The organism is Paenibacillus antri (assembly GCF_005765165.1).
In the GTDB taxonomy this organism is placed as follows: Bacteria; Bacillota; Bacilli; order Paenibacillales; family YIM-B00363; genus Paenibacillus_AE; species Paenibacillus_AE antri.
Window position 1 is genome coordinate 74,319 of record NZ_VCIW01000017.1, and the last position, 26,117, is coordinate 100,435.

A 26,117-nucleotide genomic window follows, 5' to 3' on the forward strand; every position below is an offset into this window, starting at 1 on the left:
TCAACTGCCGGTTCTGTGCGCGGGATGCGGTCGAGGATCGATTATTCCCATGTTACTAAAGAACTCCGGTGCTGACAATAACCCGCTCCGCTTCGCTGCGCGATCCGATGCGCCGAGGCTTTCCAGAACTCGTAAGGGAGCGCAGAGAAAGACCGGCCGCCTCCGCGTCCGGTCTTCAAGGTATACAACTATGGAATCAGTTCCTCGATCAATGACGCGAGATCGCCGGCGGTCCATCGTTCGGAAGCGGCGGCGAGTTGGTACACCACCGGCTTCTCCTCTTCTCCGCCGACCCAAGTCACACTTTGAACCGTACCCGTCGGAGATAACATATGATACGAGCTTGTGTATTGAATCTCGGTCCCGTTCGACGCCGTCGGCGCGTGCTCCTTGGCATTCGTCGCGAGCGAGAGCTCCGATCCCGCGGGAAGAAGTTGGGCGGTCAAAAATAATTGTTCGCCGGCGTCATTACGGTATTCCGTCGTCAGGAACGATGCGACGAGCGGCTCCGTCTCCACCGCCTTCCATAAGATGCGGTCCCCTGTCTTCTCGCCAAGCTTCTTCAGCTCCTTTAATGCCTGCGCCCCTTCAGGTCCTAACAGCCCTCCGAAGGGAACTCCCAAGAACCCCGAAGCGAACGAAAATCCGCCGGCTAACCGTTCCGGGATGCGAAGCGAAACGGAAGTTTTCTCCGCGATCCCGTTCCACTCCGTCCAATTCCGGACCTGCTCCTGGCGGCTCACGCCAACGCCTGGAACTTCCCTAAGCATCGGATGACGTTCCTCCGCGAAAGCGGCGAAGTAGACGACGGCGCTCCCCCCGACCGGCAACTCCGCCTTCACCCGCTCCGCCTCGCGACGCACCTCGTCGGCGCCGATCCGCGTAAGCTGCAGACTCGTATCGGAATAAACCTGCAGTCGGACTTCATGCCCGTTCAACTGGTATAAGCGCTGCATTCCGTAGCCGAATCCGCTTAGAACGATCAAGATACAAGCGGCGATCATCGCCGATTTCCAATACGTTCGGCGCCCCGGCTCCCGGGTGTTGCGGGCCTGTCGCTTCCACTCGAGGACCGGGATCGCCGAACGATACACCTTAGCGTCCAAAGCGGGAGCGGCGCGCACCTGCAGCGCTTCTTGCCGAAGCTCGGCTTGCAAACGACGATCAATAGACATGTGCTTTCGACTCCTTCTCCTCCGTCTTCGTTTCCGTCCAAACTTTCAGTTTCTTCAGCGCTTGATCATGTCTCGACTTGACGGTGCCGATCGGTATGGCCAGCGTCTCCGCGATTTCCGGAAAGCTCATCTCGTGGTAGTAACGCAACACCACCACCGCGCGCAGCTTGCCGGACAATCTTCTCACGCGGTCCGTCAGCTCCAGACGCCTTTCTTTACGGAGCCAGATTTCCTCGGGGATCTTGGCGGCGGGCGACGATATATACCTTTTTTCTTTCTCCGCGATTCGGAAATACCGCCACACCTTCCGATTCCAATTCGCCGTCTGTCTCGCCGTAAGGCCGTATAGCCATTGGCGGAACGGCAGCTTCTCGTTGTACGAATCGATCGAGCGAATCAGCTCCACATATACCTCGCTCACGATATCGGGCACATCGCTCGGCCGATTCGCCAAGAATGCTGCGGTCCGAGTCACCTCGTCCTTCGTCGCCTCGTAGATATGCCGGAACGCTTGCTCGTCTCCCTCCTTCAGATGCGGGATATGGTTCTCAACCTCTTCCTTCATAGGGGCCGGCCTCCTATTCGTCTTTCACTATGTATTGGTCCGATTCGGCCGAAAGGTTCGATGCCGGGCGGCATTTCCCTCCGATATTCGAAGACGATCTATTTTCCTACTATAATAAGAACATACGGATCGACAAACCGGAAGGAGCGATAACATGAAGCGCAATCGCTTGGGGACCTCCGACCTGATGGTCGGCGAGATCGGATTGGGATGCATGTCGTTGGGAACGGACGAAGCGAAGGCGCTCTCGATCGTCCATGAGGCGTTGGACCGCGGAGTCAACTTCCTCGACACGGCGGATTTGTACGACGAAGGACGCAACGAGGAGCTGGTGGGCAAGGCGATCGCCGGCCGGCGCGGCGACGTCATCGTCGCGACGAAGGTCGGCAACCGGCGCGTTCCCGGAGCCGAAGGCTGGACGTGGGACCCGTCGAAGGCGTACATCCGTTCCGCCGTGAAGGATAGTCTGCGCCGGCTCGGCACCGACTATATCGACTTATATCAGCTTCACGGCGGCACGATCGACGACCCGATCGACGAGACGATCGAAGCGTTCGAGGAGCTGCGCCGGGAGGGGGTCATCCGGTATTACGGCATCTCCTCCATCCGGCCGAACGTCGTCCGGGAATACGCCCGGAGGTCGAACATCGTCAGCGTCATGAACCAATACAGCATCTTGGATCGCCGAGCCGAGGAGGAGATCTTGCCGCTGCTTCAAGAGCGTGAAATCGGCGTCATCGCCCGCGGCCCTCTCGCCGGAGGCGCGCTGGCGGAAGCGAAGACGCCGACCAAGGGCGCAATGGATTACAGCCTCGAGGAACTGCTCGACCTTCGGGAGCGGCTCCGAGCGATGTCTTCCGACACCCGCGGCGCCATGTCGCATCTGGCCGTGCGGTATTCGCTCGCGCATCCGGCCGTAGCGACGGCCATCCCCGGAGCGAGCTCCCTCGAGCAATTGCGGAGCAACCTGGCGGCGGCTTCCGTTCCGCCGTTGACGCCGCAGGAGCTCGAGCGCATTCGGGGGTTCAGCAAGGTCAACCGTTACGCGGCGCACCGGTAAACCTAGGCACAAATCCCGCATTCCCGACATACGCTGTGTCGAATACGACAATGAGGTGTTGGCATGGGAATGCAAGAGCATGTAATCATTCGGCTTGTACAAGCGTACTTACCGCATCAGGCGGAGCTCCTGTTTAGCGGCGGCGCAACGCCGCAGGCGCTCGCCCGCGAGGCTGACTTGGACGGAGACGGCATGCCCGAGGTCGTTGCTGCGTACCGCCAGGGGCAAGGGCTGTATCTTATGGTGTTGAAGCGGTACATGTCGGGCTGGCGCGTCGTCGCCGTCGCGAAGGGTCCCGGCTACGACATCGAAGCGTTCCTTGTCGCGCCGATCGTCGCACGCTATCCCGGCAATCTGGTCGTCGGCTGGCGCATCGGCGCCGCCTGGGCGAAGCTGTCCGTCTACGCTTGGTCGCCGCACGGGCTCGTCGATCTGGCGCCCTCCGATTTCAGCTACAGCCGTCTGGAGGTCGGCGACTTCCCCGGCGCTCCCGAACACGCTCGGAAGGCGGAGCTCGCTCTATGGATTCACGACACCGCCGAAGCATATCGCGTGGACGTCCTCCGCTGGGATCGCAATCGCTTCCTTCCCGCGACGGACGTATATCCGTATTACTTCGGCCGGGTCGCGGCGTATTATGCCGAGCTCGTCTCGCGGCACCCGGACTTCCGGGTATATTGGTATTACTTAGCCGATGCGCAGGAGAAAGCTGGGAACCTGGACGAAGCGCTGCGCGCCGTCGACCGCGCCCTCTCGATCGATGCGCCGTATCCGTCGCAGGAGACGTTGACGGCGCTTCGGAACCGCATCGCAGGGGCCATTGCCGCGACGGCCGCCGGCATGCGCGTTCCGTTCGGGGAAACCCGCGCCGCGGCGCTCTTCCCCGCCTCCGTGAAGGAGGTCGGCGGCACGAGATGGGGCTTCGTCGACGAGCGAGGCGCGTGGCGGATCCCGCCGACGTATTCGTATGCGACGGACTTCGCGGATGCCCGCGCCGTCGTGCAGCTGGCCGGCAAGTACGGCGCGATCGACGCGTCCGGACGGCTCGTCGTTCCGGCGGAATACGAATGGCTCGATTCGTTCGCCGAAGGACGGGCGACGGCGTTCGACCGCGAAGGCGCTCGCGTCGTCGACGAGAACGGGCGCGTCCTGACGAAGAAGGCGTACCCCTTCATCGCCAAATACAGCGAAGGACGCGCGCTCTTTTCCGCGCAGGAAGGGGATAAGTATCTCTACGGCTACTTGGATCGGGAAGGCGGCGAGGTCATTCCCGCAACCTTCCTAGAGGGGAACGACTTCGCGAACGGGAAGGCGATCGTGAAAGTCGCCGATGGGGAATATGCGCTCATCGGGCCGAACGGCGAGCGGAAGGCGACGTATCGGTACGACTACGTCGGCGCCCCGGGAGACGGTCTGCTTCCGTTCCGGAAGGAAACGGACGGGAAGTACGGCTATATCGACGAAGCCGGGAAGATCGTCATCGAACCGCGGTATTCCGAGGCGCGGCCGTTCCAAGCGGGCCGCGCGGTCGTGAACGTCGCGGAAGACTTCAAGAGCGAGTACGGGCTGATCGACCGAACGGGCGCGTTCGTCGTCGAACCGAAGTATAACGAGGTTCGTCCGCTGGGCGACGGCCGCGTCGCGCTCGGGCAGGCGACCGATCCGGAGCAGCCGTTCATCGGGTCGAAGTACGCGATCGCCGACGCGAACGACGGCCGCCTGCTGACGGACTTCCGCTTCTATGCCGTGAACGACTTCCAAGACGGGTTGGCCTCCGTGTCCGACGACGCCCGGACGTACTTCATCGGGCGCGACGGCAAGCCGGCGGCGGGTTACCCCCGCTTCGACGGCAGCGGAACGCTGACGCGGCACGGCGACATCATCCAAGCGAATATCGACCAGCGTACGTTCTATTACGACCGGCGGCTCGGCAGCGTCGTCTGGTCGCCGAATACGACGATTCCGCTCTCGCCGCCGTACGTCGTGAAGGAGCTGAAATACAAGCCGAACCGGGATTACCTGGTTTACTACCCCCAGGTGGAAGGCATGTCCGACGCCGCCGCGCAAGAGCAAGCGAACCGACGTCTCCGCGAGCTGGCGGAAGTGAAGCCGGTGCCGTCCGGGCAGCTCGAGTCCAGCTATACGGGCGATTTCGAAATCCCGTTCTTCCGCGGTTCGCTGCTCGTGGTGGAGCTGAACGCATATGACTATCCTTGGGGAGCGGCGCACGGTATGCCGACGCTCGTCTACGCGCACCTCGATCTGAAGAACGGCCGCTTCTACGAACTCAAGGACTTGTTCCTCCCCGGGAGCGATTACGCCAAGAAGCTAAGCGACATCGTCGGGGAACAAATCAAGACCGACCCGCAATACGACTTCTTGTTCCCGGACAGCTACAAGGGCATTAAGCCCGATCAACCGTTCTATGTCACGGCGGATGCCCTGCATCTGTATTTCCAACCGTACGAGATCGGACCGTACGCGGCCGGCTTCCCGACGTTCCATATCCCGTTCGATCAGCTGCGCGACGTGATCGATGCGAACGGGGAGTTTTGGAAATCGTTCCACTGACCCGCCGCCGAAAATGCGCAACGCCCTCCGCTCCATAAAGGGAGTAGAGGGCGTTGTCGTCTTCCGATGAATCGTTATTGACGCATCGCTGCGGATTCTTCCTCGTTCGGGCCGTACACGCCCGGAGGAACGAGACCCGCTTGGCGAATCAGGACGGTCATTTGTCCGCGATGATGAATCTGGTGACGTACGATCAAGTTTAACAATCCGCCGTACGTCGTATCGATAAAGCCGAACAACATGAGCTTCTCCGACAGCTTTTCGTCGTTCCAGTGCTGCTTTAACGCTGCGACGGCCTTCTCGCTCACCCGGCGATACCCTTCGACGATCTCGGACGCGTCGGTCGGCGTCGGCGAATCGAACCCGGGACCTTCCACTTGCAGTCCCCCGGCGCCGAGCATGCCGCTAACGCTGCTGACCAAGTGCCAGCCGAGATCTCCGAGCGTTCTCTTCCCGTCCGATACCGCCTGCGGCAGCGACGCGTCCGTCAACGTCTCGAGCACCTTCAGCGTAAGCGCCTCTTCCTGAGCCCAATCCTGAAAAAAATCGTTCAAGCTTCGATACATCCGAATATCGCTCCTTCTGGTGTCCGTTTTCAGGAAAAGCATACCATTCCGCGAGCCGGCTTCGCAAATGTCGCGACATCCGTCGCCGAACGCTTCAAGTCCCGCAATACGTGCGGTACGGACGAGCGGATCTCGCAGCCGGCGCGGCGTATTCCGCCTGTTCCGGGGCGTGCGCGTACGGGGTCGACAGAACGCGAAGCAGCCGTTCCATGATGCTGTAGTCCCCGTTCGCCGCGGCTTCCAGCGCCTCCTCCACTCGATGATTGCGCGGAATGACCGCCGGATTGCTGCTCCGCATCAACCGGATCGAAGCGTCCTTCGCTTCCGGCTGCCGGTCCACTCTCGCCTTCCACTTCTTCTGCCAGTTCGCGAACTCCGACGTGCCGAACAACGCCTCGTCTTCCCCCCGATCGAACGTTAACGCGAGGAACGTATTCGTGTAATCCGCTCGAAGCTGCTGCATGAGGCTCAGCAGCTCTTCGATCAGCGCTTCGTCCTCCGCTTCTTCGCCTAAGAGGCCTAGTTTCGCTCGCATCCCCGACAGCCATTCCCGCCGGAACGATTCGGCGAAGCCGGCGATCGCCCCTTCCGCTAGTTTCACGGCTTCGTCTTCGTCGTCATGCAGCAGCGGCAGCAAGCTTTCCGCCAATCGCGCCAAATTCCAAGCGGCGATCGGCGGTTGATTGCCGTACGCATAGCGGCCTTGCCTGTCGATGGAGCTGAACACCGTCGCAGGGTCGTACGCGTCCATGAAGGCGCACGGGCCGTAGTCGATCGTCTCGCCGCTGATCGTCATATTGTCCGTGTTCATGACGCCGTGGATAAACCCGACGAGCTGCCACTTGGCGATGAGTGCGGCCTGCCGCTCGACGACGGCTTGCAGCAACGCGAGGTAACGGTTCCCGCTCACTTCGTCGATCTGCGGGTAATGTCGTTGCAGGGCGTAATCCGCGAGCGCGCGCAGCTCCGAGGCCCCGCCCCGGCCGGCGGCGTATTGGAACGTGCCGACGCGAAGATGGCTCGCCGCGACGCGGGTCAACACGGCGCCTTGCAGTTCTTCTTCGCGCACGACGGGCTGTCCGGTCTTCACGACCGCCAAGCTCCGCGTGGTCGGAATCCCGAGCGCGTGCATGGCCTCGCTGATGATATACTCGCGCAGCATCGGTCCGAGCGCGGCGCGCCCGTCGCCCCCGCGGGAGAACGGCGTTCTCCCCGAGCCCTTAAGCTGAATGTCGAACCGCCCGCCGCACGGATCGATCTGCTCGCCCAATAATAAGGCGCGGCCGTCTCCCAGCATCGTGAAGTGTCCGAATTGATGGCCTGCGTACGCTTGAGCCAACGGGTCGGCCCCTTCGGGAACCCGATTACCGGCAAGCGTCTCCGCGCCTTCCGCGGATCGAAGCGCTTGGGCGTTCAGCCCTAGCGCGGACGCGAGCGGTTCGTTCAAGACGACCCATTCGGGCGAACGAACCGGAACGGGAGGCTGCTTGGCATAGAACGTCGCCGGAAGCCGCGCATAGCTGTTATCGAAATTCCATCCGACATCCGATCGCGTCGGGTTATCTTTCATCTTTCGGTTCCCCTCTTCCTACGTTGGATTGTGAATTTGTCGATACCTGAAGTATACCCGACTTCTCCTCCGATCCGGAAATTTCATTCACCCTCCGGCCGAGCGCGTCCGGCCGTTCTAATCGCCGGAACGGCTTCATAGGGTGGAATGGGATCGATCGGGAGGTGAAGAGGATGCAGTTTTATTATGGCAATCAGATGCCGCTTAGAATCTTAGATGAAGCGGAGTTTTGGAAGCATCAGGAAGAAGAACATACCGTCGTCATTCGCGAGTTGGTCGCAGGCTTGGAACAGCCTTACGTCGATGCGTTGGAGCAATGGGAGAACGTCTTGTCGGCGACGCATCAAACCGTCGTTCGATTCATCGAGTCCGTCGTTCGTTCCGGGGGCGTCTTGTCCCCCGCGCTGCACCAAGAGGTTATGAAACTGGTGCAGGGTTGCTTGAATCAAAGCCTTCAATTTATCGAGTTCTGTCGGCATGTCAAGGAAAACAGCGCGCCGGTGCAGAGCAACCCGACCGCCGTCGTCGTCATCAATCATATTATTCGAGAATCCGAGTACTTCGTGGGCATCGCCCAGACGCTGTTGTACTCGGCGTAGGCGAACAGATGGAGCGGGCCGGAGGCGGCGCGCTCCTTTCTTTTTCCATCCTGAAAACGTAAAAAAGGCCCTGCCGCGAGGGCAGAGCCGAACACGCAATATCGAATTACCCTACAAACCGTTCCTTGGTGGAGACAACCTATGATTTCTCGCGTTAAGGGGTGTGGAAAGAAGACATCCTTGTGCTCTAAGTGACATTATGGCCCAACGCATGAAGAAATATACCACCTTAATACAAAAAAACGCATCCTTAGTAAATATTCGCCGCCGATTCCCCTTCGTCTTCCGTTCGCGATCTCGCCGCGATTCTCTCCCGTTCCCGGCCGATCGCATCCAAATATTCCAACGTACATTCGATCGTCAGCTCGAGCAGCCTCCGCCCCTTCTCCGCCGTCGCATCCTCCGGATTCCCCCAATACCCGTCTTCCGTGATGTCCGTTACGTCGAAGTAATCCATAAAATCTTGCGGCGCCGTCGTATGGTGCTGCTCCGGAACGAACTCGTCGACATGCTCGGGGCATAAGTACATCATGATCGAGGTTTCTTTCTCCCCGGCGTGAAGGTCATGCTGCACTTGCCGCACCACCTCGTGCTGCCGCTTCAACGCGATATTGGAAGGAACGAGAACCACCTCCATCGCCGCGCCTCGTTCCTGGAAATCTCGGTTCAGCTGCCGCACGGTCGGCTTCAGAATCCAATTGCCGCCGTGGCCGCTGAACACGACGAGCCGCCGGAAGCCCGTATACCGGAGCGACTCCGCGATGTCCCGTACGACGAGCGCGAGCGTATCCGCTCGCAAATAGACGGTCCCCTTCGCTTCCCGATGCTCGATGGAGGAGGACACGCTTAAGCATGGCAGCAAGTACCCGTCCAGCCGTTCGGCCAACCGGGACGCGACTTCCCCCGCGATGATCGCGTCGGTTCCGACCGGCAGATGGCTGCCGTGCTGCTCGATCGCGCCGACGGGGAGGACGGCCGTATGGCAAGGGTGCGTTTGAAAATCCCGCTTCGTGCTGTACAGGTTCAGCATCAGAGCCCCTCCAAGTAGTCGATCGCAAGGGAGGCGAGCATCGCCGCGCCGAACGGCATCGCGCTTTCGTCCAGATCGAACGACGGATGATGAAGCGGGTAGGCGGTGTCGTCCCCGCTCCGGGTGCCGAGTCGAAACATGACGGCAGGCACGCGTCCGGCGACGAATGCGAAATCTTCGCCTCCCATCGTAGGGGGGATCTTCTCCCGATTGCCGGCGCCCATCACTTCGTCGCTCGTTCGCGCGAACCGTTCGTACATGGCGTCATCGTTCGCGACGACCGGATACCCGTCCCGCAGCTCAAGCTCGTACCGTGCGCCGAACGCCTCCGTTACGCCTTTGACGATGGACTCGATCTTCCCGCGCATCTGCTCGCGCAGCTTCGGGTTCAACGTTCGCACCGTGCCCAGAAGCTCGACCTCCGGCGCGATGGCGTTCATGGCGAAGCCTCCATTGATTTGCCCGATCGTCACGACGACCGAGTCGAGCGGATCGACCTGTCGGCTTGCGATTTGCTGCAGCGCCGTAACGACTTGGGCCGCGATCGGAATCGAGTCGATCGTATGGTGCGGGCTCGCCGCATGTCCGCCTCTTCCGATGATGTTAATGCGAAGTCCGTTGGTCGCCGCCCAAGCGGGCCCTATCGAGGCCGCCGTCTTCCCGAGGGGATGGTAAGGCGAGACGTGCAGCGCCGCCGCGGCGTCGACCTTCGGATCGTTCAGCACGCCGTCCTCGATCATCGCCTTCGCCCCCGCTCCCGCTTCCTCGGCCGGTTGGAACATGAACTTGACGCTGCCGCGCCCTAAGCCTCGCTCCGCGAGCAGCTTCGCCGCTCCCATCAGCATTGCCGTATGGGCGTCGTGCCCGCAAAGATGCGCCTTGCCTTCTACCGTCGAACGATACGGCACCGCCTTCGCGTCCGGAATCGGCAGCGCGTCCATATCCGCCCGCAGCAAGAAGGTCGGTCCCGGCTCCGCGCCTCGCAGCAGGCCGACGACGCCCGTCTTCCCGACTCCGGTTCGGACTTCCAGACCTAGGCTTCTTAGATGGTCGGCGACAATGCCGGACGTCCGGCGTTCCTCATACCCCAACTCCGGATTTCGGTGGAAATCCCTTCTCCAGGCGATCATTAGTTCCGCGATCGCTTTCGACGACTCGAGCATCCGTTTCCCCTCCGCCACGATACCACAGTCCTTCCCCGTCAATGATCTTCGAACCTGCCTTTTCTCATCATATCAGAGGAACATGTTCATTTTTTTCGAAGTTCTCTAACATTATTTAAGATCGAAGAAGCGAAAAAGGACGGCAGAGCCATTCTTATCGAATGACTTGCCGTCCTTTTCCCAAACCCATATGCTCAAACCTCGCGGAACTCGTGCACCCACACCTTCATGTGCGGCAGCCAAGGCATGCCGGGGTGGTACGAGAGGATCGCTTGCTTGTATTCCTCCACGCTGTCGTAGCCTTCCTGTCTTGCATGTGCGTCCGTCAAGTCGCCGAGCGACTGGCGATACACGCGTTCGACCACGAAATCCCGCCCCTGCAGCGACATTGTCTCCCCGACATCCGCGTACCGCCCGTTGCGGCGCGTCGCGGTCTTCGTGCCGGCTAATACCTTTCGGATGTCCGCTTCCTTCGTGACGAGCTTCTCGATCGAGCACGTCTTCGGCGGCAAAACGTCTTGAGCTTCCACTTCCGACATGGGCTTCCTCCTTCGCGTTCGTTCCCACACTGTATCACAACCGGACCCCATTCACCAAAAAAGGGCCTTAGGCCGACCGGATTATCGCACGACCATCCCCATCAGCCCGACGAAAGCCGCGGCTTGATCCGCCGATATCGTACACCCGTCCAAGTCGTCGAGATTGACGTGCACGACGTCGAAGCGGCTGTCGCTAAGGTCCACTCCTTTGAGCTTCGTGCCGTTCAACGCAGCCTGATCCAAATTGCAGCGCGTAAAGTTCAAATTTTTAATGGTCGACGAATAAAAATCGGCGCTCGGCAACGAGCAATCCTCGAAGCTCACTTGTTTGAAATTCGCGAATCGGAAGTTCGAATAGTCGCTCAAGCAGTTCACGAATCTAACGTTCTGCAGCCTGCTCTGCGAGAAGTCCGTTCCGATGAGCTTGCAGTCGATGAACTCCGATCTGAGCATGAACGCACCCGACATGACGACGTTGGACAAATCGCAGCCTTCGAAGACGACATCGGTCAGCTCAAGCTGTTCCAAGGACGATTCCGTCACCGTGACATTGCGTAACAGCATTTTATCGAATGAAACTCGGGTCGCCTCTTGACCGTCGATCGAGACGTTTTCCAACAATCCGCCGCCGATTTCCTCTCTCGGCTCGAGCGAGCGGATCGGTTCGAGCGGTTGCAGCTCCGTCGGTAATTTCGGTTTTTCAAGTTTCGTTTTCATATTCGCTCCGCCTACAGTGTGATGATTACATTTCCTCGTTTATGGCCTTGGTCGACGTACCGGTGCGCCTCGGCCAAGCGCTCTAACGGGTACCGGCGGTCGATGATCGTCTTCAGTCTGCCCGACTCCATCAGTTCCTTAAGAAAGACCAGATCTTCCGCGTGCGCGACGGCCGTCCCGCCGATCACGCGCTTATCCGACGTCAGCGAATTCCACAATACGTTCAGCTCGGATCCTACCAGGCCTGTGTGTAGATAATACCCCTTGCTCTTCAAGAGGTGCCTGCACCGAGAGAACGTCGTCTTCCCCGCCGCGTCGAATATAATATCATATGTTTCGCCGGAAGTCGCAACATCCTCTTTCGTGTAATCGATCGCTCGATCCGCACCGAGAGACGATACCAAGTCGAGATTCGAAGCGCTGCACACCGCGGTCACTTCCGCCCCGAACGCCTTGGACAGCTGCACGGCGAACGAGCCTACGCTGCCCGAGGCGCCAATAATGAGGACGCGCTGGCCGGACCGGATGTTTCCTTTCCTTAGAAAATGCAGCGCCGTCCCCGCTCCGATCGCAAGCGCGGCCGCTTCCTCGTACGACGCATTGGCCGGTCTCGCGACGACCGCCCCGTCTTCCGGCATACATTTGTACTCTGCGTGAGCGCCATACTTCGCCTTGAAGGTCGATGCGAATACCTGGTCTCCGATCTTGAATCGGGCGACCCGTGCGCCCACGGCTTCCACCTCGCCGGCCAGCTCCATGCCGAAAATCGGACGTCTCGGTTTAAATAACCCTAGGGAGATCCTCCCGGGCAGCCAAAACATCGGAGGAACCGCAAACCCCCGCATTCTGCAGTCGCCGACGTTCACGGTCGTCGCGCGTATCTTTATCAAAATTTCATTGTCTTCGGGGATCGGTTTGGCGACCTCCATAAGCCGAAGCACGTCGGGAGAACCGTACTTCGCCGCCGCTACCGCTTTCATGCGAAGCGTGCCGCGAGGCGTCTTCATCATCCTTTATCTCCTCCCTGTTCTTCCCCATAGTAGAACACTTCTTCCAACGGCAAACGGAAGGCATGCGCGATGCGGAACGCCAGCTCCAACGACGGAGAGTAGTTCCCTTTCTCTAAGGCGACGATCGTTTGTCTCGTGACGCCTACCCTGTCAGCCAGCTGCTGTTGGGTCATCTCGTCGCGGTTGAACCGCAATTTCCGGATGTGATTGCCGACGACATGCTTCCCCATGTCAGACGCCTCTCCGATAGTGATACAGCCTCGTCAAGGAACCGGTCACCTCGGAGACGAAGCCGGAGCCGATCAGAATCATGAACATCACTTGCAGCGGCCGGTCGATGACCAGCGAACCCATGGCGAGCAGAAAGCCGAGGATAAAGATGAAAAAGGAATTGCGGAACGCCTTCAAATCGATGAGCCGATCCAGTTCATCCGCGAACGACGGTTCCTTCTCCCCGGTCGTGATCCGAAAGACGATGTTGAACGCGATGCCGATCGCGAGATGCGCCACGATGGAAAAGACGGCTAAGTAAAGCACGAAGGAACCCCAATAGCGCAAGGCTTCCCCCGATTCCGCTTCGCCTGCGGGGTACAGCGGGTACATGTACAAGCAGAAAGCGCCGAAGATGAAAACGGCGGCGATCAACGACACGATGCTTTTCTTTTCTTGATACGTCATAGGTCACGCCTCCTGTATACGACCCTTTACATAATGTAAAGTTTGTTATACATATCGTAACCATGATTATCCATTATGTCAAGTTTATTTTACATCATTGTACATAAAGAAGGCCAACCGGCGGATACCGGCTGGCCCTCTTGACTTGCTACCCTAGAACGGAGTGCAGAAATCTCTCTAACGGGGTCACATCGGTCATGTTCTTGTTGCATTCATGACCGTTCATGCATATATAGTTGCCGACCGAATTGTAGTAGTCCGGCGATGCGTTCGCCGGTCTCTTCTTGGATACGGCCGAGAACAACGTCAATTCTTCGAATCTATTGCACACGAAGCAAAAGCTCTTCTTATTCGTCGCCGTGAATCTGCCTTCTACGCCGACGAATCGTTCGCCGTCCGGATATACGATGAACATCTTGTTCGACGAAATATCGGTCCAGCTCAAGTAAGAGACGAAGCGGAAATCGATTTGCGACAGGTCGGGCAGCTTCAGCTTCTTGTTTTTCGGGAACAGCTTCCGAATTTGCGCTTCCGTGATTTGCGGAAACGCAAGCAGATACGGCTCGAGCCCCTGCAAATATTGCTGAACGTCTTCCGCCGTCTTCAACTCGGAAATCGATTCCAGCATCGTCTTCCGGTTGTCCGTTATGTCGGGAAACAGCTCCGCCGCCTTGGTTTGCGCGCTATAGCGGACGGACTCCACTACTTTCCGGTCGTTGACCGATCGGAGCGCATGAAGCACGGCGTTCGCCTGGTTTTTAATAAAGTTATATTGGTGGTTTCTAATAAATGGTACGTGCATAGCCGTCATGCCCCTTATTTATAGTTTGAAAAGCAAATAAGGTGCAAAGCCAAATATTAGAAACGATAGATGCCGATTCGGGCGAATTCGTAAATCTCGTTCTGCCCATGCAAAGTATCGCCTCTAACTTAGGCTTTGCATGAGGCTGCGCCAATCCGGCAATCTCTGATCGCCATCCGTATCACCACCTTGCAAGAAATATGAATATTATAACTGAATCGATACGACGGCGGCAACGACTTATTTCCACCACGAATCGTACATCGTTACCGGCAGCTCCCGTTTATGCTGCGTCGCGGCATACCTCTTCTCGATCGCCGTCCGGGCTTCGCCGTCGACCGGCTTCCCTTCCAAGTAATCGTCAAGGACGCCATACGCGATGCCGAGCTCCGTTTCGTCGGCTTGCAGCGGCTTCGCGTCGAGCAGATCCGCGGTCGGCGTCTTCAGATATAAGCGCTCGGGCGCATGCAGCCGGATCAACAGTTCGCGCCCTTGCCGCTTCGTAAGCCCCGAGAGCGGCAGCAAATCCGCTCCGCCGTCGCCGAATTTGGTGAAAAATCCGGTTACGGCTTCGGCGGCGTGATCCGTTCCGATCACGAGACACCCGTGTTCGCCGGCGATCGCGTATTGCGCCAACATCCTTACTCTTGCCTTAACGTTGCCTTTTTGAAAATCCGAAATGTCGCCTCCCGCCGCCTGACGATACGTCCGAACGAAGGCATCGACCGACTCCGCGATATTCAATACGATCGTTCGGTCCGGTTCGATGAAAGCCAACGCCGCTTGCGCGTCGGCTTCGTCCTTCTGTTCCCCGTAAGGCAGTCGAACCGCGGTGAACGTCGCATCGTACCCTTCCTCTCGAAGCTCGCTCGCGGCGAGTTGGGCGAGTCGCCCGGCAAGGGTCGAATCTTGCCCGCCGCTGATGCCGAGAACGAATCCTCTTCCGTTCGCGCGGCGGCAGTACGCTTTGAGGAAGTCGATTCGCTCCCGAATTTCCCGCGACGGATCGATGCTCTCTTTCGTTTTCAATTCGGCCATCACTCGTCTTTGCATCTTATTTCCCCTCCCGCTCTTCGTTCGCTTCTACCTTCGCCAATACCGAACGAATCATACGCATCTTTTTATCCCAGCATGCTTGGCTAAGGTCTACGGGGTATTCCACAGGATTCAATGCACGCTTGTATTCGTCCCATAATAAATCCAGGTTCGCTTGAACGAAGGCGCGAATCTCTTCGATCTTCGGCAATTCGTACGTCAACGTTCCGTCTTCGAAGATCGTTTCGTAAAGCTCCCTCGCTTCGAAGTCGGTCACGAACTTGGCGATATGCGTATGAACCGGATGGAACATCTTTAACCGCGCCTCGCGCTGCGGCTCCTCGTGCTCGAGGGCGATGTAATCTCCCTCGGCCATCCGATTGTCCCGATTGACGATTCGGAATACGCGCTTCATGCCCGGGGTCGAGACCTTCTCCGGATTGGAACTGATCTTGATCGTATCGACCATGCGACCGTGTTCGTCCTCGATCGCTATAAGTTTATACACGGCTCCCAGCGCCGGCTGGTCGTAAGCCGTTATGAGCTTCGTCCCGATTCCCCAGACGTCGATCTTCGCGTCTTGCGCCTTAAGGTTCAAGATCGTAGTTTCGTCCAGGTCGTTGGAGGCGTAGATTTTGGCGTCCGGGAATCCGGCTTCGTCGAGCATCTTCCTCGCGGTTTTCGACAAATACGCAAGGTCCCCGCTGTCGAGCCGGATTCCCTTGAACCGAATTCGGTCCCCGAACTCCTTAGCGACCCGAATCGCGTTCGGAACGCCGGATTTCAACGTATCGTACGTGTCTACGAGGAATACGCAATCGACATGCTCGCTCGCATACTTGCGGAAGGCGGTATACTCGTCTCGGTACGCTTGGACCATGGCGTGCGCATGCGTGCCCGCCGTCGGAATGCCGAAGAGCTTCCCCGCCCGTACGTTCGATGTCGCATCGAAGCCGGCCAAATATGCCGCACGCGTCCCCCAGATGGCGGCATCCATCTCCTGCGCGCGTCTTGTGCCGAACTCCATGGCGACCTCTTCGCCTACGATCTGCTTCATTCTAGACGCCTTCGTAGCGATAAGGGTTTGGTAGTTCACGATATTGAGCAGCGCCGTTTCGACCAGTTGGCCTTCCGCGAGCGGCGCCTCGATGCGCATAATTCCTTCGTTCGCGAATACGAGCTCCCCTTCCTTCATCGAGCGCACCGTACCCGTGAATCGGATCGTCTTCAGGAAATCGAGATACTCCTCCTTGTAGCCTTCTTCGCGAAGGTAAGCGAGGTCGTTTGCCGTAAACCGGAACTCCTTCAAGTAATGCACGACCCGTTCCAAACCGGCGAACACCGCATACCCGTTCCCGAACGGGAGCTTGCGGAAAAATAACTCGAATACGGCCTTTCGACGATGCATGTTATCGGCCCAGTACACCTGCGTCATGTTAATCTGATATTTATCCGTGTGCAGCGCGAAGCCGTCGTCCTTGTAAATTGCTGTCATTCCCGCTCCCCCTTAGCGAATGGCTGCGCCAAGCGCGTTCTTGAAGTGCCGCAGCGCCCATTCATGACCTTCCGCATCGAAGCTTGCGACCGCGCGCTCGTGAACGACGATCGAAAAGCCTTTGTTATATGCGTCCACGGCCGTGTGAAGTACGCAAATATCGGTGCATACGCCGATCAAGTGGACTTCCGTAATGCCCCTGGCTCGGAGCCGGAGCTCCAGATCCGTTCCCGCGAACGCGGAATAACGGGTCTTATCCATCCAGTACACCTGTTCGGCGGCTTTGTTTCGTTCGTACCAAGCGCCAAGCTCCCCGTATAACCGGCGCCCCGCCGTCCCGTTGATATTGTGCGGCGGAAACAGTCGGGTTTCCGGATGGAACGGATCCGACGCTTCGTGCCGATCGATCGCGAACACGACGAAATCTCCTGCATCGAGGAACTCCTTCGTGACGTCAACCATCGCCTTCTCGATCTTTCGCCCGGGTTCGCCGCAGGTCAGCGCCCCGCCTTCGGCTACGAAATCGCACGTATAGTCGATGTTAATCAAAGCCCTCTTCCCCGTCATCCTTATAACCTCCCTGAAAAGATAAGATTTAAACCTATAGGATATTAATAAGTTGCCGAGTAGATCGATTTGCTGACTTCTACGTCTTCGAACCGGTAGAGCTGTGTCGGCTTCTTCGACGTTCTGGTCGTCTTCTTCCCCTCTACCTCCCGAATGAAAGGAAGCGTCTTGATCTTCCTTGCGAAAGCGGGCTCGCTCGCGATGACGGAATCGGTCGCGACGGTTCGCAGCACCGCTTGAAGCTCGGAATACGTAAACTCTTCCGGCAGGAACGCCTTCGCGACGGTCGTCTCGAGCAGCTCCCTCGATATGACGGCGACGGCATCCTCTACGATCTCGCGATGATCGAATGCAAGATCCGATCGCAGCGCTTCCTCCACGGAAAATAGTTCGACCTCCGCGGCGTCGTCGTTCGCTTGCCGGCTCGACAACCGATGCTCCGGAACGATCGCGTAATGCGCATTCGAGATGATCCACCCTCTCGGATCGCGGCCCGGGCGGTCGTACACTCCGAAATGTTTGATATGGAGGCCGCCTACTCCCGTCTCCTCTTTCAGCTCCCGCTTCGCCGTCTCGAGAGACGTTTCGTTCGGGTCGACGAAACCGCCCGGCAGCGCCCACTTCCCGGCCTCGATGTTCGGACGCCCCTCGCGATCCGTCATGGACCGCTGAATCAGCATGATTTTAAGCTCCATCTTCGGCGGTTTATAATCCTCGTTCTTCGTGGAGATGATTGTGAAGACGGCAATATCCGCAGTGTACCCGTCGGGAGTGCGGTATTTCTTTACGTCGTACTGGGCCAGCGCTTGTTCGTTGGACAAGGGACTCACGTCTTTTCTTTTTTAATTAACATTTATCAATTTGTTAATTGTAAATATACTCCATGCCATCTTCTTTGTCAAGGATTTCCTTACCGCAATTTTCGCTGCCGCCGCTTGGATGCAGAACGAGTCCGCCGATCGTCGTCGGCCGCCTCGAGCATGTTCCTCGCTACTACGTTTCCCCGGCCAGCCTGCCCAGATGGCCCGCGCGAAAGCGGCCGTTGATTTCGCTTTGAGCACAACGTCCTGGCGAGGTTCAAGACCGTCTATCCATGACCATCAACATGCCGGATAACAGGTACATCACGGAAATCGCTCCGAATAATTTAAAAATGCTTGGCGTCATGGCGGCGTACATACTTATGGGGAGCGACCAAACGAACGAAACAAACATGTATGAAGGCTTCTTAATTAAGGAAGCTATCAACGCTACGAGGGCTGGCAGGAGAAGCGTAAAAAATGTAGTTACTAAAGGTTCGTTTCCAACTGTTGCATGAGTATATGGGTTATAAAATGCAAATAACACCCAAAGAAGAATTGAGCCTCCTGAAGCAAGGACCCCTACGAGCTTCCATAGTTTCATGTTCCTCCATCCTCCTTCGCGCGTCTCCAGGCTTCCCTTTCGCCTACTTCTATGACGCACCCGAAAGTTGGAGAGTTGCGCGCCGGGGAATCTGTATTCTATCGAACGGACAGGGCAATCGGGTATAATGGGTGAAACGAAGGGGGCGGAAATCGGTGGAGTGGTTCATAGGTTTGGCGGGCAGCGTCGCGATTGCGGGAGCGGCTTATGCGAAACGGTCGTTGTCCGGCACCGGCTTCCTTGCGGCGGTGGCGCTGGGGACATGCATGTATTCGCTCGGAAGCGCGATTTGGTTCGGTTCCCTGATCGCCTTCTTCATCTCTTCGACATTGTGGTCCAAGTGGAAAAAACGGGCAAAGGAAACGGCGGAGAGCGCCTATGAGAAATCCGGGCGGCGCGATGCCGGCCAAGTGTTCGCGAACGGCGGGCTGGGTTTGCTCCTCTGCGCGGCCCACTGGGCGTGGCCGCATCCGCTGTGGTGGTATGCTTTCTTAGGCGTAATGGCGTCGGTCACGGCCGATACATGGGCGACGGAAATCGGCGGATTGAGCCGGACGCCGCCTAGATCCATTAAGACGGGACGTCGCGTTCCGCCCGGAACGTCCGGAGGCGTCTCCGGTCTCGGACTGGCCGCTTCGCTGGCAGGCGGCTTGTTTATCGGGGCGGCGGCGTGGACATTGTTAACGGCGATACCGGGACAAGCGGCGCCGGATGCGGTCGCCGCTCCGGTCAGACTCATCGCTTGGGTCGGCGTTGCGGGTTTGGCGGGAATAATAGGCTCGTTGACGGATTCGTGGATCGGCGCCGCATGGCAGCAGATGTATCGGTGCGCCGAGTGCGGTCGCGAAATCGAACAGGTCCGCCACTGCGACAAACCAGCCGTGCGGATCCGCGGTCGCGCCGGCTGGAACAACGATGTCGTCAATGTCGCCGGTTCGCTTGCAGGCGGCTTGTTCGCCGCGTCGCTTGCGTTCGTTTTCGGTTTGGCCTGACGGAAGGAGCCCGGAGATGTGACCGGGCTCCTTCGAATTCATTTTCCAAGGGTGGAAATCATTCCGACGACATCGTTCGCTTGCTCGATCGTTCGATCGATGATCGAAGCCGCGGAGCGGTCGTCGGCTAACCTGAGACCTTGTCCCGCCCATAACGACATATATTCGGGGAGATTCGCTTGCGCTGCAGTCTGGCGAATATCTCTCGTCATAGCGTTTTGAATCGGGTAAGGCGGGATGGCGCCTTGATAATTCCGGAATTCCTCCATAAATTTCGTACGAATGCCGCGTGCGGCTTTCCCTGAATAGGCGTACGTAACTTCGGTACAATCCTCGGTAGACGACATAATCTTCTGTTTATAAGCCGGGTGGGCGCCGCTCTCGGGGCTTGCTAAGAAGGCGGTCCCCATCTGTATGGCGGAAGCCCCCAACGCGAGAGAGGCGATAAGCCCGCGTCCATCCATAATACCGCCCGCCGCGACGACCGGCACCGAGACATGCTCGACGACTTGGGGAACCAACGCCATCGTTCCGATCAAAGCATCGGCGGCGTCCTTTAAGAACGTCCCCCGATGGCCTCCCGATTCGCTTCCCTGCGCTACGATGGCGTGTACGCCGGCCGCTTCCAGCGCTTGGGCTTCTTCCACGGTCGTTGCCGTTCCGAGGACCGTCGTTCCGCGCGCTTTCAACGCTTGAATTACGTCTTCAGACGGCATGCCGAAGGTGAAACTGACTACAGGGACGCTCTCTTCAAGCAGGATTCGGATTTGATCCTCGAACGACTCCGCGGACTTAGGAGTCGACGGGTTCGAAGCGATGCCGAGTTCCACGCGGAAGGAATTCAGAAAATCGTTCATCTCCGCGATGGTTGCTTCCGATGTGCAAGGTTGTTCCGGGACGAACAGATTGATGCCGAACGGCCGATCCGTTCGTTGCCTGATCTCCCGAATGGTATCCCGGATCCGGTCCGGCGCGAGGTATCCTGCCCCGATGCTGCCTAATCCTCCGGCGTTCGAAACCGCCGCCGCCAAATCGGGGGTAGTCGGCCCTCCCGCCATAGGCGCTTGAAGAATCGGGTGTCTTATGTCGAGCATACGCGTGATTTCCGTCTGAAACATGAAAGTCCTCTCCTGTATTCACCATGTAAACACAGTATCCATTATACCGCCCGCCCCCCTATCAGTAACTTATAAGTTTGCCGCCTTACGGTTTTGCCGAGAAAAACAACTCGTTGTACAAGAAGCATTTGCGAAATTTTTGATGGATGTCGCAGGAAAACTGGTGATCGGCAAAAAATTTCACGTACCCGTCTTCTCCCCGGATATGCCGCCCTCTGTCCCACCATCTCATGAATCGGTTACTCAGCGGCGTCCGATCCGATAGGAAAGGCTCCATGACGATCACCCGGCCGCCAGGCTTCAGAATTCGACGGAATTCCTTGACGTAAGCGGGAATCGAATCGCAGGGGATATGGTGCAAGACGGCGATAATCCATACGTAATCGATCGATTGATCGTCCAGAGGCAATGTCTCGGATGCAAGCGGATGGAACGTATATCCAGGATGCAGCCGGCTTGCGAAACGGGTTCTTCGGTCATCCGCATCGACCCCTACGTAAAATTCCGGGGAAACCATCGTGCAGTTGGCCCCCGTGCCGCAGCCGAAATCCAACACGGAGCGCCGGTCCAGCGGGAAATGCATCGAGATCGGGTCGTGGATATATTTCTTGGTAAGCCACTTGGGACGGACAAACCGGTGATACAGTCCTGGGGAAAATTGAAAGTCGATGGAGTTCACCCTCCGAGATATCAGCTTGGAAATTATTGTGCGGTAACGATTGGAATTTATTCTCGCGCGGCTTCGGTTTATTTCGGATGTCGAACATCCTGTATGAGCCATCGTGCGCTGGCGAAGACGGTCACATTGCCCAATGGAGTTACGGCCCGGCGGGGATCGCACTTTGAGCCCGGCGCAACTGGAGGGCATCGCCGTAACGGTGGCAAAGCTGTAAACGAAAACGGGGCAGCGAATGACGGAGAAATCAAGTCCTTCGCTGCCCCGTTTTTTGATCATCATAGGCAAAAATAATTATAGTGAAAAGTTGAATTGTCTGTGCGGTGCCGGGGTGCTACCATCAACATAACGAAACCGAATGGAGTGAGAATGATGAGAACATTTGCGATCGCTTTAAATAAGCACGTTGTCGTCGGTTATGATGAAACGACGATCCCTAGGGGACGCATAAATCGGAGGTATTTCCTTGGAGACACTGAAAAAGTTTTTGGCTTATTACAAGCCTTATAAGAAGCCGTTAATCGCAGATTTGTTCTTTGCGGCGCTCGCTTCGGCGACCGTACTTGTCTATCCCCTGCTGGTCGATCGAATGACGACGAAAGCAATCAGCGTTGAAGGAATCGATACGGAATTCGTTTTAAAAATAGCCGGCGCCTTCTTGGTTTTAATCGTCGTGGAGTATGTCAGCAACTTCTATACGGACTATTTCGGGCACGCGATGGGCGCAAAGATGGAATCCGACATGCGGGACGATTTGTTTCGGCACTATCAGGAGCTGTCTTTCCAGTATCACGACAATACTAGGACAGGGCAGCATATGTCGCGAATCACATCGGACTTGTTCGATATATCGGAGCTGGCGCACCACGGACCGGAAGACTTGGTTATCTCTTTTGTGAGGATCGTAGGAGCGTTCTTTATTTTGGTTCAAATGAATTGGAGCCTCACGTGCGTCATTTTTTTAATTTTTCCTCTGATGCTTATTTTCGCGTATCGCAACAGCATCAAGGTGAAAAACGCGCTGAAAGAGAACAGGGAACGCATAGCGGACGTGAACTCGCAGGTCGAAGACAGCCTATCCGGGATCAGAGTCGTGCAGTCGTTTGCCAACGAAGCTATTGAAATGGAGAAGTTCAGAAGCAGCAACCGTCGTTTCTTGGAAAGCAGGAAAAGAGGGTATTTCGCTGAGGCGGTGTTTTACAATGGATTGCTTTCGTTTATTTCTTTTATCAATATTGCGGTTGTGATCGCAGGCGCCGTTCTGATCAGTTATCATCTCCTGCAGCTAACTCAGCTGATTACCTTCCTCTTATACTTGAATACCCTGATTGATCCGATCAAAAGATTAGTGAATTTCACTCAAAATTTGCAAAACGGAGTCGCGGGCTTCGAACGGTTCGTCGAGATCATGGATGTTAAGCCGGACATTGCAAGCGCCGAAGACGCCGTCGCGTTAACGGATGTGAAGGGCAAGGTGGAGTTCATCAACGTGGGTTTCCAATATGCCGGCGACTCGAACCATGTATTCAGGAATATTAACATCACTGCGCATCCCGGGGAATATATTGCGCTCGTAGGTTCTTCCGGAGTCGGAAAAACGACTCTATGCAGCCTAATTCCGCGATTTTACGAAACGACAGAAGGAACGATTCGAATCGACGGCACCGATATAAAGTCGATCCGGCTTACGTCTCTGCGAGACCATATCGGGGTCGTGCAGCAAGATGTTTATTTGTTTTCGGGTACCGTGAAAGAGAACATTTTATACGGGAGGCCAGAGGCTACCGACGAGGAAGTGATCCAAGCCGCCAAGAACGCCGACGCCCACGATTTTATCATGGGTTTGCCGGACGGCTACCATTCCCACATCGGACAACGCGGCGTTAAGCTTTCAGGCGGTCAGAAACAGCGCATCAGCATCGCGCGCGTGTTCTTGAAAAACCCTTCCATCCTCATATTCGACGAAGCTACTTCCGCCCTGGACAACGAAAGCGAGCGGGTGGTGCAGGAAAGCCTCGACAAGCTGGCGAGGAACCGCACGACCTTCGTCATTGCGCACCGGCTGTCCACCGTCCGAAATGCGGAAAGAATCATCGTGCTTTCGGAGCAAGGGATTGCGGAGGAAGGAACGCACGAAACGTTGCTAAAAAATAACGGGATGTATGCCAAGCTCCATTACATGCAGTTCCAACCGGTTGGATAAACATATCTACAAAACAGGTAAAATGACCATCCGAAAATCGGATGGTCATTTTTGGTCCAACCCTGCCTAAACAAGCGAATATTGCAAAACGATGCGATTCCGCACGATCCATGCCGCTGCCCGCGCTCTCCATGCAAGCCCCCAAAGCGGCCCGTGACAGTCTGGAGTAATTCGTTGCTCAATTGCTTCCTCGGCTGTCTCGCGTACAACTACCTCTAAGATCAGATCGTACAGTTCATGCCTCTGTTTCGGATCTAAACCGTACGCATCCACAAGAAGCCGAAGTTGCCGGGCTCGGACGTCAAGCGGAGGCAAACCTACCCTTTCGGCAACATCGTCCGAAATTGCTTGTAGCTCAAAAACTGTGAAAGATCCTTTCGTCGTTGAGGAAGGGCACGCACCGTTGAGCGCAAAACTGCGGCATCCTTTCCCGAATCCATGGATGGACAGCTTCGTTTTCCATCACGAAAGCGTAATATCCTAACACTGCGGAAAGCATGAAACCTTCGATTACCGAGTATATTCCCTCTTGCGGCGGCTCTTGGCCGTAGTACCCATTGACGACTTGCTCTCTAGTTTCTCTCGGGGCATTTAAAGCCGTCATCGCTACATCAAACAGACGATAACCGAAGCCGAATAAGCTGTAATCGATAAATACGGACCTCCCTAGCGGCGTAACCAGCAAGTTACCCATGTTTAAATCCGCGTGGATTATCCCCTGCTTCAACATTTCAGGACGTCCGGCCTTCAACCGATCAACGATGAGTTCGAGCGTTTGCTCCACCACACCGTAAGTCTCATCCGAGAACAATTCAAGTTCGACGCCGCGCCGAATTTGCTTGAGCATCTTTTGGGTTCTACGAATACCGTAATCTGGCCGATCCTGAAGGACGACTTCGTTATAGTTACTAAAGAACTCATGTAGGCTCGCTACCTGAGCGCCCAAGTTGTATGCTGCATCAGGAGTCGATAAGTCCTCCTTCGTCATATTGCGGCCTTCGATCCAGCGGAGCAACGAGCAGCATAGACTCCGCCCGTCGAATTCGATCTCGGTTACGAGTTGTCCGGATAGACTCTCTACGGGTGTTTGTACAGCCAGGTTCGTCCTGCGAGCAATCGCCTCCAAAAGCCGTAACTCGGACTCAACTCCTTGTTTTGTATGCTGTATGCCGGCCAAATTAACGGTTATCGGATCGTGCACGCGAAGAAGATACGCATCGCCGTTCGACCTATCGATCACTTTATAAGTCCGGTTTTCGTTATGCCTGAGCATCGTTGTTTCTGGACGGGCGATGCCATACTGGAGCAGAAGCCCTGCGATCTTATCGTCCGTCATGCACCCCGATTCGTGGGATTCAAGAAACATATGTTCTTCTCAGCCCTCCTTTCTAAATTCGTCTGAATTCCGGTTATTGGTTTTTCTCAAGTGTTTTTACAAGATCCTCCAAAATGTTGTTGAACATATTGAATTCATCTTCGTAATTGGGACCATAATTTGTTGATTTTATTGCATTAGAAATCTGGCACGAGCCTAATAAAATGGCAATGCCTAGAAAGATAATTGCACCTGTTAGTGTAAATTTAGGTTTATCGTGCATCTTCTCCCCCCTAATATCCTTTATATACTGACAAATCTGGAAAAAGTAGCGTTTAGATATTACAAGCCTCTTATGCGCCCATCCACGATCGGATCACTCCTCGCCTAAGAACTTTGGATATTTTTGTGCAATGCCCCTCCTATTCTCCTATGCTAAAATAATTCGCATCTCAGAAAGGCATCTAAAAGTCATGTCTCTTTGCATCTTTTTCTGAGAAATTTCATGAAAGCCGAAGCTTCTTAAGAAGCGCGGGGGATCCATTCTATGGGGTGAAGCCACATCGTGGCAGGGTGATTGCTCTTTGACCCGAACCCGTCAGCTAACCTCGCAGGCTGTTTAAAGGAGAAGATTTCAGTGAGAGGTTCAAAGAAGATCGTTTTAGCCGGAGTTCTTGCCCTAAGTACTTTCGCTTCCGCCGGTTCGGCTTCTGCCGCCTCGTATACGGTAAAGGGCAGCGATACGATGTGGAAAATCGCCGCTCGTTATGGAGTCACCCTCAACACCCTAATTTCCGCGAATCCTCAGGTGGCCAATCCGAATAACATTCGGACAGGTATGGTGATTAATATTCCTGCCGCTCAACAAAGCACAGGGACCCAATCGACTGCATCGACCTTCTCGCAGCAAATCGTTACGTTGGTGAACCAAGAACGCGAGAAAGCTGGCCTGAAGCCGCTATTGAGCAATAATAGCTTATCCGTAATGGCATTAGATAAAGCGAAGGAAATGTACAACAGTAACTATTTCAGCCACACGTCCCCGACTTACGGGTCTCCGTTCCAGATGATGAATGCGTATGGCATCCGCTATACGTACGCCGGCGAGAACATTGCCAAGGGACAGAGAACCCCGCAGGAAGTCATGAATGCTTGGATGAACAGCACGGGGCATCGGCGGAACATCCTATCCCCAAACTTTACCCACATCGGCGTAGGCTACTACAACGGAGTATGGGTGCAAGAGTTTATCGCGAATTAAGAAACA

The 26,117-nt window shown here is 56.4% G+C and carries 27 protein-coding genes and 1 riboswitch; of the genes, 6 read left to right on the forward strand and 21 right to left on the reverse strand.

The window, feature by feature from the left end; all coding sequences use genetic code 11:
• Window positions 1-188: 188 nt before the first annotated feature.
• Window positions 189-1,175 carry a hypothetical protein gene (locus FE782_RS22165; RefSeq protein WP_138196528.1) on the reverse strand — a complete coding sequence of 329 codons (987 nt, stop codon included), beginning with the start codon at window positions 1,173-1,175 and terminating at the stop codon, window positions 189-191.
• Entirely contained in the window at window positions 1,165-1,740 is a 576-nt protein-coding gene (locus FE782_RS22170; RefSeq protein WP_138196529.1) for a sigma-70 family RNA polymerase sigma factor, read from the reverse strand. Before FE782_RS22170 ends, FE782_RS22165 begins: the two co-directional genes overlap by 11 nt.
• Before the next feature lie 154 nt (window positions 1,741-1,894).
• Here FE782_RS22170 and FE782_RS22175 point away from each other — a divergent pair, with 154 nt between their 5' ends.
• The gene (locus FE782_RS22175; RefSeq protein ID WP_138196530.1) at window positions 1,895-2,800 is read left to right on the forward strand and encodes an aldo/keto reductase; all 906 of its coding nucleotides are present in this window, start codon (window positions 1,895-1,897) and stop codon (window positions 2,798-2,800) included.
• 69 nt (window positions 2,801-2,869) lie between these two features.
• Window positions 2,870-5,371: a WG repeat-containing protein gene (locus tag FE782_RS22180; RefSeq protein ID WP_238392611.1), complete on the forward strand. Its 2,502-nt coding sequence runs from the start codon at window positions 2,870-2,872 to the stop codon at window positions 5,369-5,371.
• Window positions 5,372-5,445: 74 nt separating this feature from the next.
• On the opposite strand, the gene FE782_RS22185 is transcribed toward FE782_RS22180, so the two are convergent.
• Together FE782_RS22185 and FE782_RS22190 are read right to left on the reverse strand one after the other, a co-directional pair.
• The gene (locus FE782_RS22185; RefSeq protein WP_138196532.1) at window positions 5,446-5,937 is read right to left on the reverse strand and encodes a DinB family protein; all 492 of its coding nucleotides are present in this window, start codon (window positions 5,935-5,937) and stop codon (window positions 5,446-5,448) included.
• 94 nt (window positions 5,938-6,031) lie between these two features.
• Entirely contained in the window at window positions 6,032-7,507 is a 1,476-nt protein-coding gene (locus tag FE782_RS22190) for a protein adenylyltransferase SelO (RefSeq protein WP_138196533.1), read from the reverse strand.
• A gap of 173 nt (window positions 7,508-7,680) precedes the next feature.
• Here FE782_RS22190 and FE782_RS22195 point away from each other — a divergent pair, with 173 nt between their 5' ends.
• Window positions 7,681-8,106 (forward strand): DUF2935 domain-containing protein, encoded by a 426-nt coding sequence (locus FE782_RS22195; RefSeq protein ID WP_138196534.1) that lies wholly within the window; start codon window positions 7,681-7,683, stop codon window positions 8,104-8,106.
• A 250-nt stretch (window positions 8,107-8,356) separates the two neighbouring features.
• Here the strand turns inward: FE782_RS22195 and FE782_RS22200 are convergent, their stop codons facing one another.
• The 13 genes from FE782_RS22200 to FE782_RS22260 all read right to left on the reverse strand — a co-directional run bounded on the left by FE782_RS22200 (window position 8,357) and on the right by FE782_RS22260 (window position 18,546).
• The gene (locus FE782_RS22200; RefSeq protein ID WP_138196535.1) at window positions 8,357-9,136 is read right to left on the reverse strand and encodes a creatininase family protein; all 780 of its coding nucleotides are present in this window, start codon (window positions 9,134-9,136) and stop codon (window positions 8,357-8,359) included.
• The gene (locus FE782_RS22205; RefSeq protein ID WP_338016911.1) at window positions 9,136-10,317 is read right to left on the reverse strand and encodes a M20 metallopeptidase family protein; all 1,182 of its coding nucleotides are present in this window, start codon (window positions 10,315-10,317) and stop codon (window positions 9,136-9,138) included. Before FE782_RS22205 ends, FE782_RS22200 begins: the two co-directional genes overlap by 1 nt.
• Before the next feature lie 176 nt (window positions 10,318-10,493).
• Window positions 10,494-10,838 (reverse strand): ASCH domain-containing protein, encoded by a 345-nt coding sequence (locus tag FE782_RS22210; RefSeq protein WP_138196536.1) that lies wholly within the window; start codon window positions 10,836-10,838, stop codon window positions 10,494-10,496.
• A gap of 81 nt (window positions 10,839-10,919) precedes the next feature.
• A complete protein-coding gene (locus tag FE782_RS22215; RefSeq protein ID WP_138196537.1) occupies window positions 10,920-11,555 on the reverse strand; it encodes a pentapeptide repeat-containing protein in 636 nt (211 codons plus the stop codon).
• 11 nt (window positions 11,556-11,566) lie between these two features.
• A complete protein-coding gene (locus tag FE782_RS22220) occupies window positions 11,567-12,535 on the reverse strand; it encodes an NAD(P)-dependent alcohol dehydrogenase (RefSeq protein WP_138196617.1) in 969 nt (322 codons plus the stop codon).
• 26 nt (window positions 12,536-12,561) lie between these two features.
• Entirely contained in the window at window positions 12,562-12,795 is a 234-nt protein-coding gene (locus FE782_RS22225) for a helix-turn-helix transcriptional regulator (protein ID WP_138196538.1), read from the reverse strand.
• Between the two features lies 1 nt (window position 12,796).
• On the reverse strand, window positions 12,797-13,243 hold the full coding sequence (locus FE782_RS22230; RefSeq protein WP_138196539.1) for a hypothetical protein: 447 nt from the start codon (window positions 13,241-13,243) through the stop codon (window positions 12,797-12,799).
• A 148-nt stretch (window positions 13,244-13,391) separates the two neighbouring features.
• On the reverse strand, window positions 13,392-14,045 hold the full coding sequence (locus FE782_RS22235) for a FusB/FusC family EF-G-binding protein (RefSeq protein ID WP_138196540.1): 654 nt from the start codon (window positions 14,043-14,045) through the stop codon (window positions 13,392-13,394).
• Window positions 14,046-14,285: 240 nt separating this feature from the next.
• Window positions 14,286-15,098, reverse strand: coding sequence for an NAD(+) synthase (gene nadE / locus FE782_RS22240; RefSeq protein WP_138196541.1), 813 nt, complete (start codon window positions 15,096-15,098; stop codon window positions 14,286-14,288).
• Window position 15,099: 1 nt separating this feature from the next.
• Entirely contained in the window at window positions 15,100-16,575 is a 1,476-nt protein-coding gene (locus tag FE782_RS22245) for a nicotinate phosphoribosyltransferase (RefSeq protein WP_138196542.1), read from the reverse strand.
• Between the two features lie 12 nt (window positions 16,576-16,587).
• The gene (locus FE782_RS22250) at window positions 16,588-17,142 is read right to left on the reverse strand and encodes a cysteine hydrolase family protein (RefSeq protein ID WP_138196543.1); all 555 of its coding nucleotides are present in this window, start codon (window positions 17,140-17,142) and stop codon (window positions 16,588-16,590) included.
• 44 nt (window positions 17,143-17,186) lie between these two features.
• Window positions 17,187-17,963 (reverse strand): NUDIX domain-containing protein, encoded by a 777-nt coding sequence (locus tag FE782_RS22255; RefSeq protein ID WP_138196544.1) that lies wholly within the window; start codon window positions 17,961-17,963, stop codon window positions 17,187-17,189.
• Window positions 17,964-18,219: 256 nt separating this feature from the next.
• Window positions 18,220-18,546 (reverse strand): hypothetical protein, encoded by a 327-nt coding sequence (locus tag FE782_RS22260; RefSeq protein ID WP_138196545.1) that lies wholly within the window; start codon window positions 18,544-18,546, stop codon window positions 18,220-18,222.
• 155 nt (window positions 18,547-18,701) lie between these two features.
• Between FE782_RS22260 and FE782_RS22265 the strand changes: the two genes are divergently transcribed.
• Window positions 18,702-19,538, forward strand: a complete 837-nt coding sequence (locus tag FE782_RS22265; protein ID WP_138196546.1) for a DUF92 domain-containing protein — start codon at window positions 18,702-18,704, stop codon at window positions 19,536-19,538.
• 38 nt (window positions 19,539-19,576) lie between these two features.
• Here the strand turns inward: FE782_RS22265 and FE782_RS22270 are convergent, their stop codons facing one another.
• Window positions 19,577-20,656: an NAD(P)H-dependent flavin oxidoreductase gene (locus FE782_RS22270; RefSeq protein WP_138196547.1), complete on the reverse strand. Its 1,080-nt coding sequence runs from the start codon at window positions 20,654-20,656 to the stop codon at window positions 19,577-19,579.
• An 85-nt stretch (window positions 20,657-20,741) separates the two neighbouring features.
• Window positions 20,742-21,335, reverse strand: coding sequence for a class I SAM-dependent methyltransferase (locus FE782_RS22275; protein WP_158299504.1), 594 nt, complete (start codon window positions 21,333-21,335; stop codon window positions 20,742-20,744).
• A 463-nt stretch (window positions 21,336-21,798) separates the two neighbouring features.
• Between FE782_RS22275 and FE782_RS22280 the strand changes: the two genes are divergently transcribed.
• Window positions 21,799-23,535, forward strand: coding sequence for an ABC transporter ATP-binding protein (locus FE782_RS22280; protein ID WP_138196549.1), 1,737 nt, complete (start codon window positions 21,799-21,801; stop codon window positions 23,533-23,535).
• A 355-nt stretch (window positions 23,536-23,890) separates the two neighbouring features.
• On the opposite strand, the gene FE782_RS22285 is transcribed toward FE782_RS22280, so the two are convergent.
• Both FE782_RS22285 and FE782_RS22290 read right to left on the reverse strand, forming a co-directional pair.
• Window positions 23,891-24,871, reverse strand: coding sequence for a phosphotransferase enzyme family protein (locus FE782_RS22285; RefSeq protein ID WP_238392612.1), 981 nt, complete (start codon window positions 24,869-24,871; stop codon window positions 23,891-23,893).
• A gap of 73 nt (window positions 24,872-24,944) precedes the next feature.
• Entirely contained in the window at window positions 24,945-25,133 is a 189-nt protein-coding gene (locus FE782_RS22290) for a hypothetical protein (RefSeq protein WP_138196550.1), read from the reverse strand.
• A gap of 217 nt (window positions 25,134-25,350) precedes the next feature.
• A riboswitch (cyclic di-AMP (ydaO/yuaA leader) is annotated at window positions 25,351-25,482 on the forward strand.
• Window positions 25,483-25,487: 5 nt separating this feature from the next.
• Between FE782_RS22290 and FE782_RS22295 the strand changes: the two genes are divergently transcribed.
• The gene (locus tag FE782_RS22295; protein ID WP_138196551.1) at window positions 25,488-26,111 is read left to right on the forward strand and encodes a CAP domain-containing protein; all 624 of its coding nucleotides are present in this window, start codon (window positions 25,488-25,490) and stop codon (window positions 26,109-26,111) included.
• Window positions 26,112-26,117 lie beyond the last annotated feature (6 nt).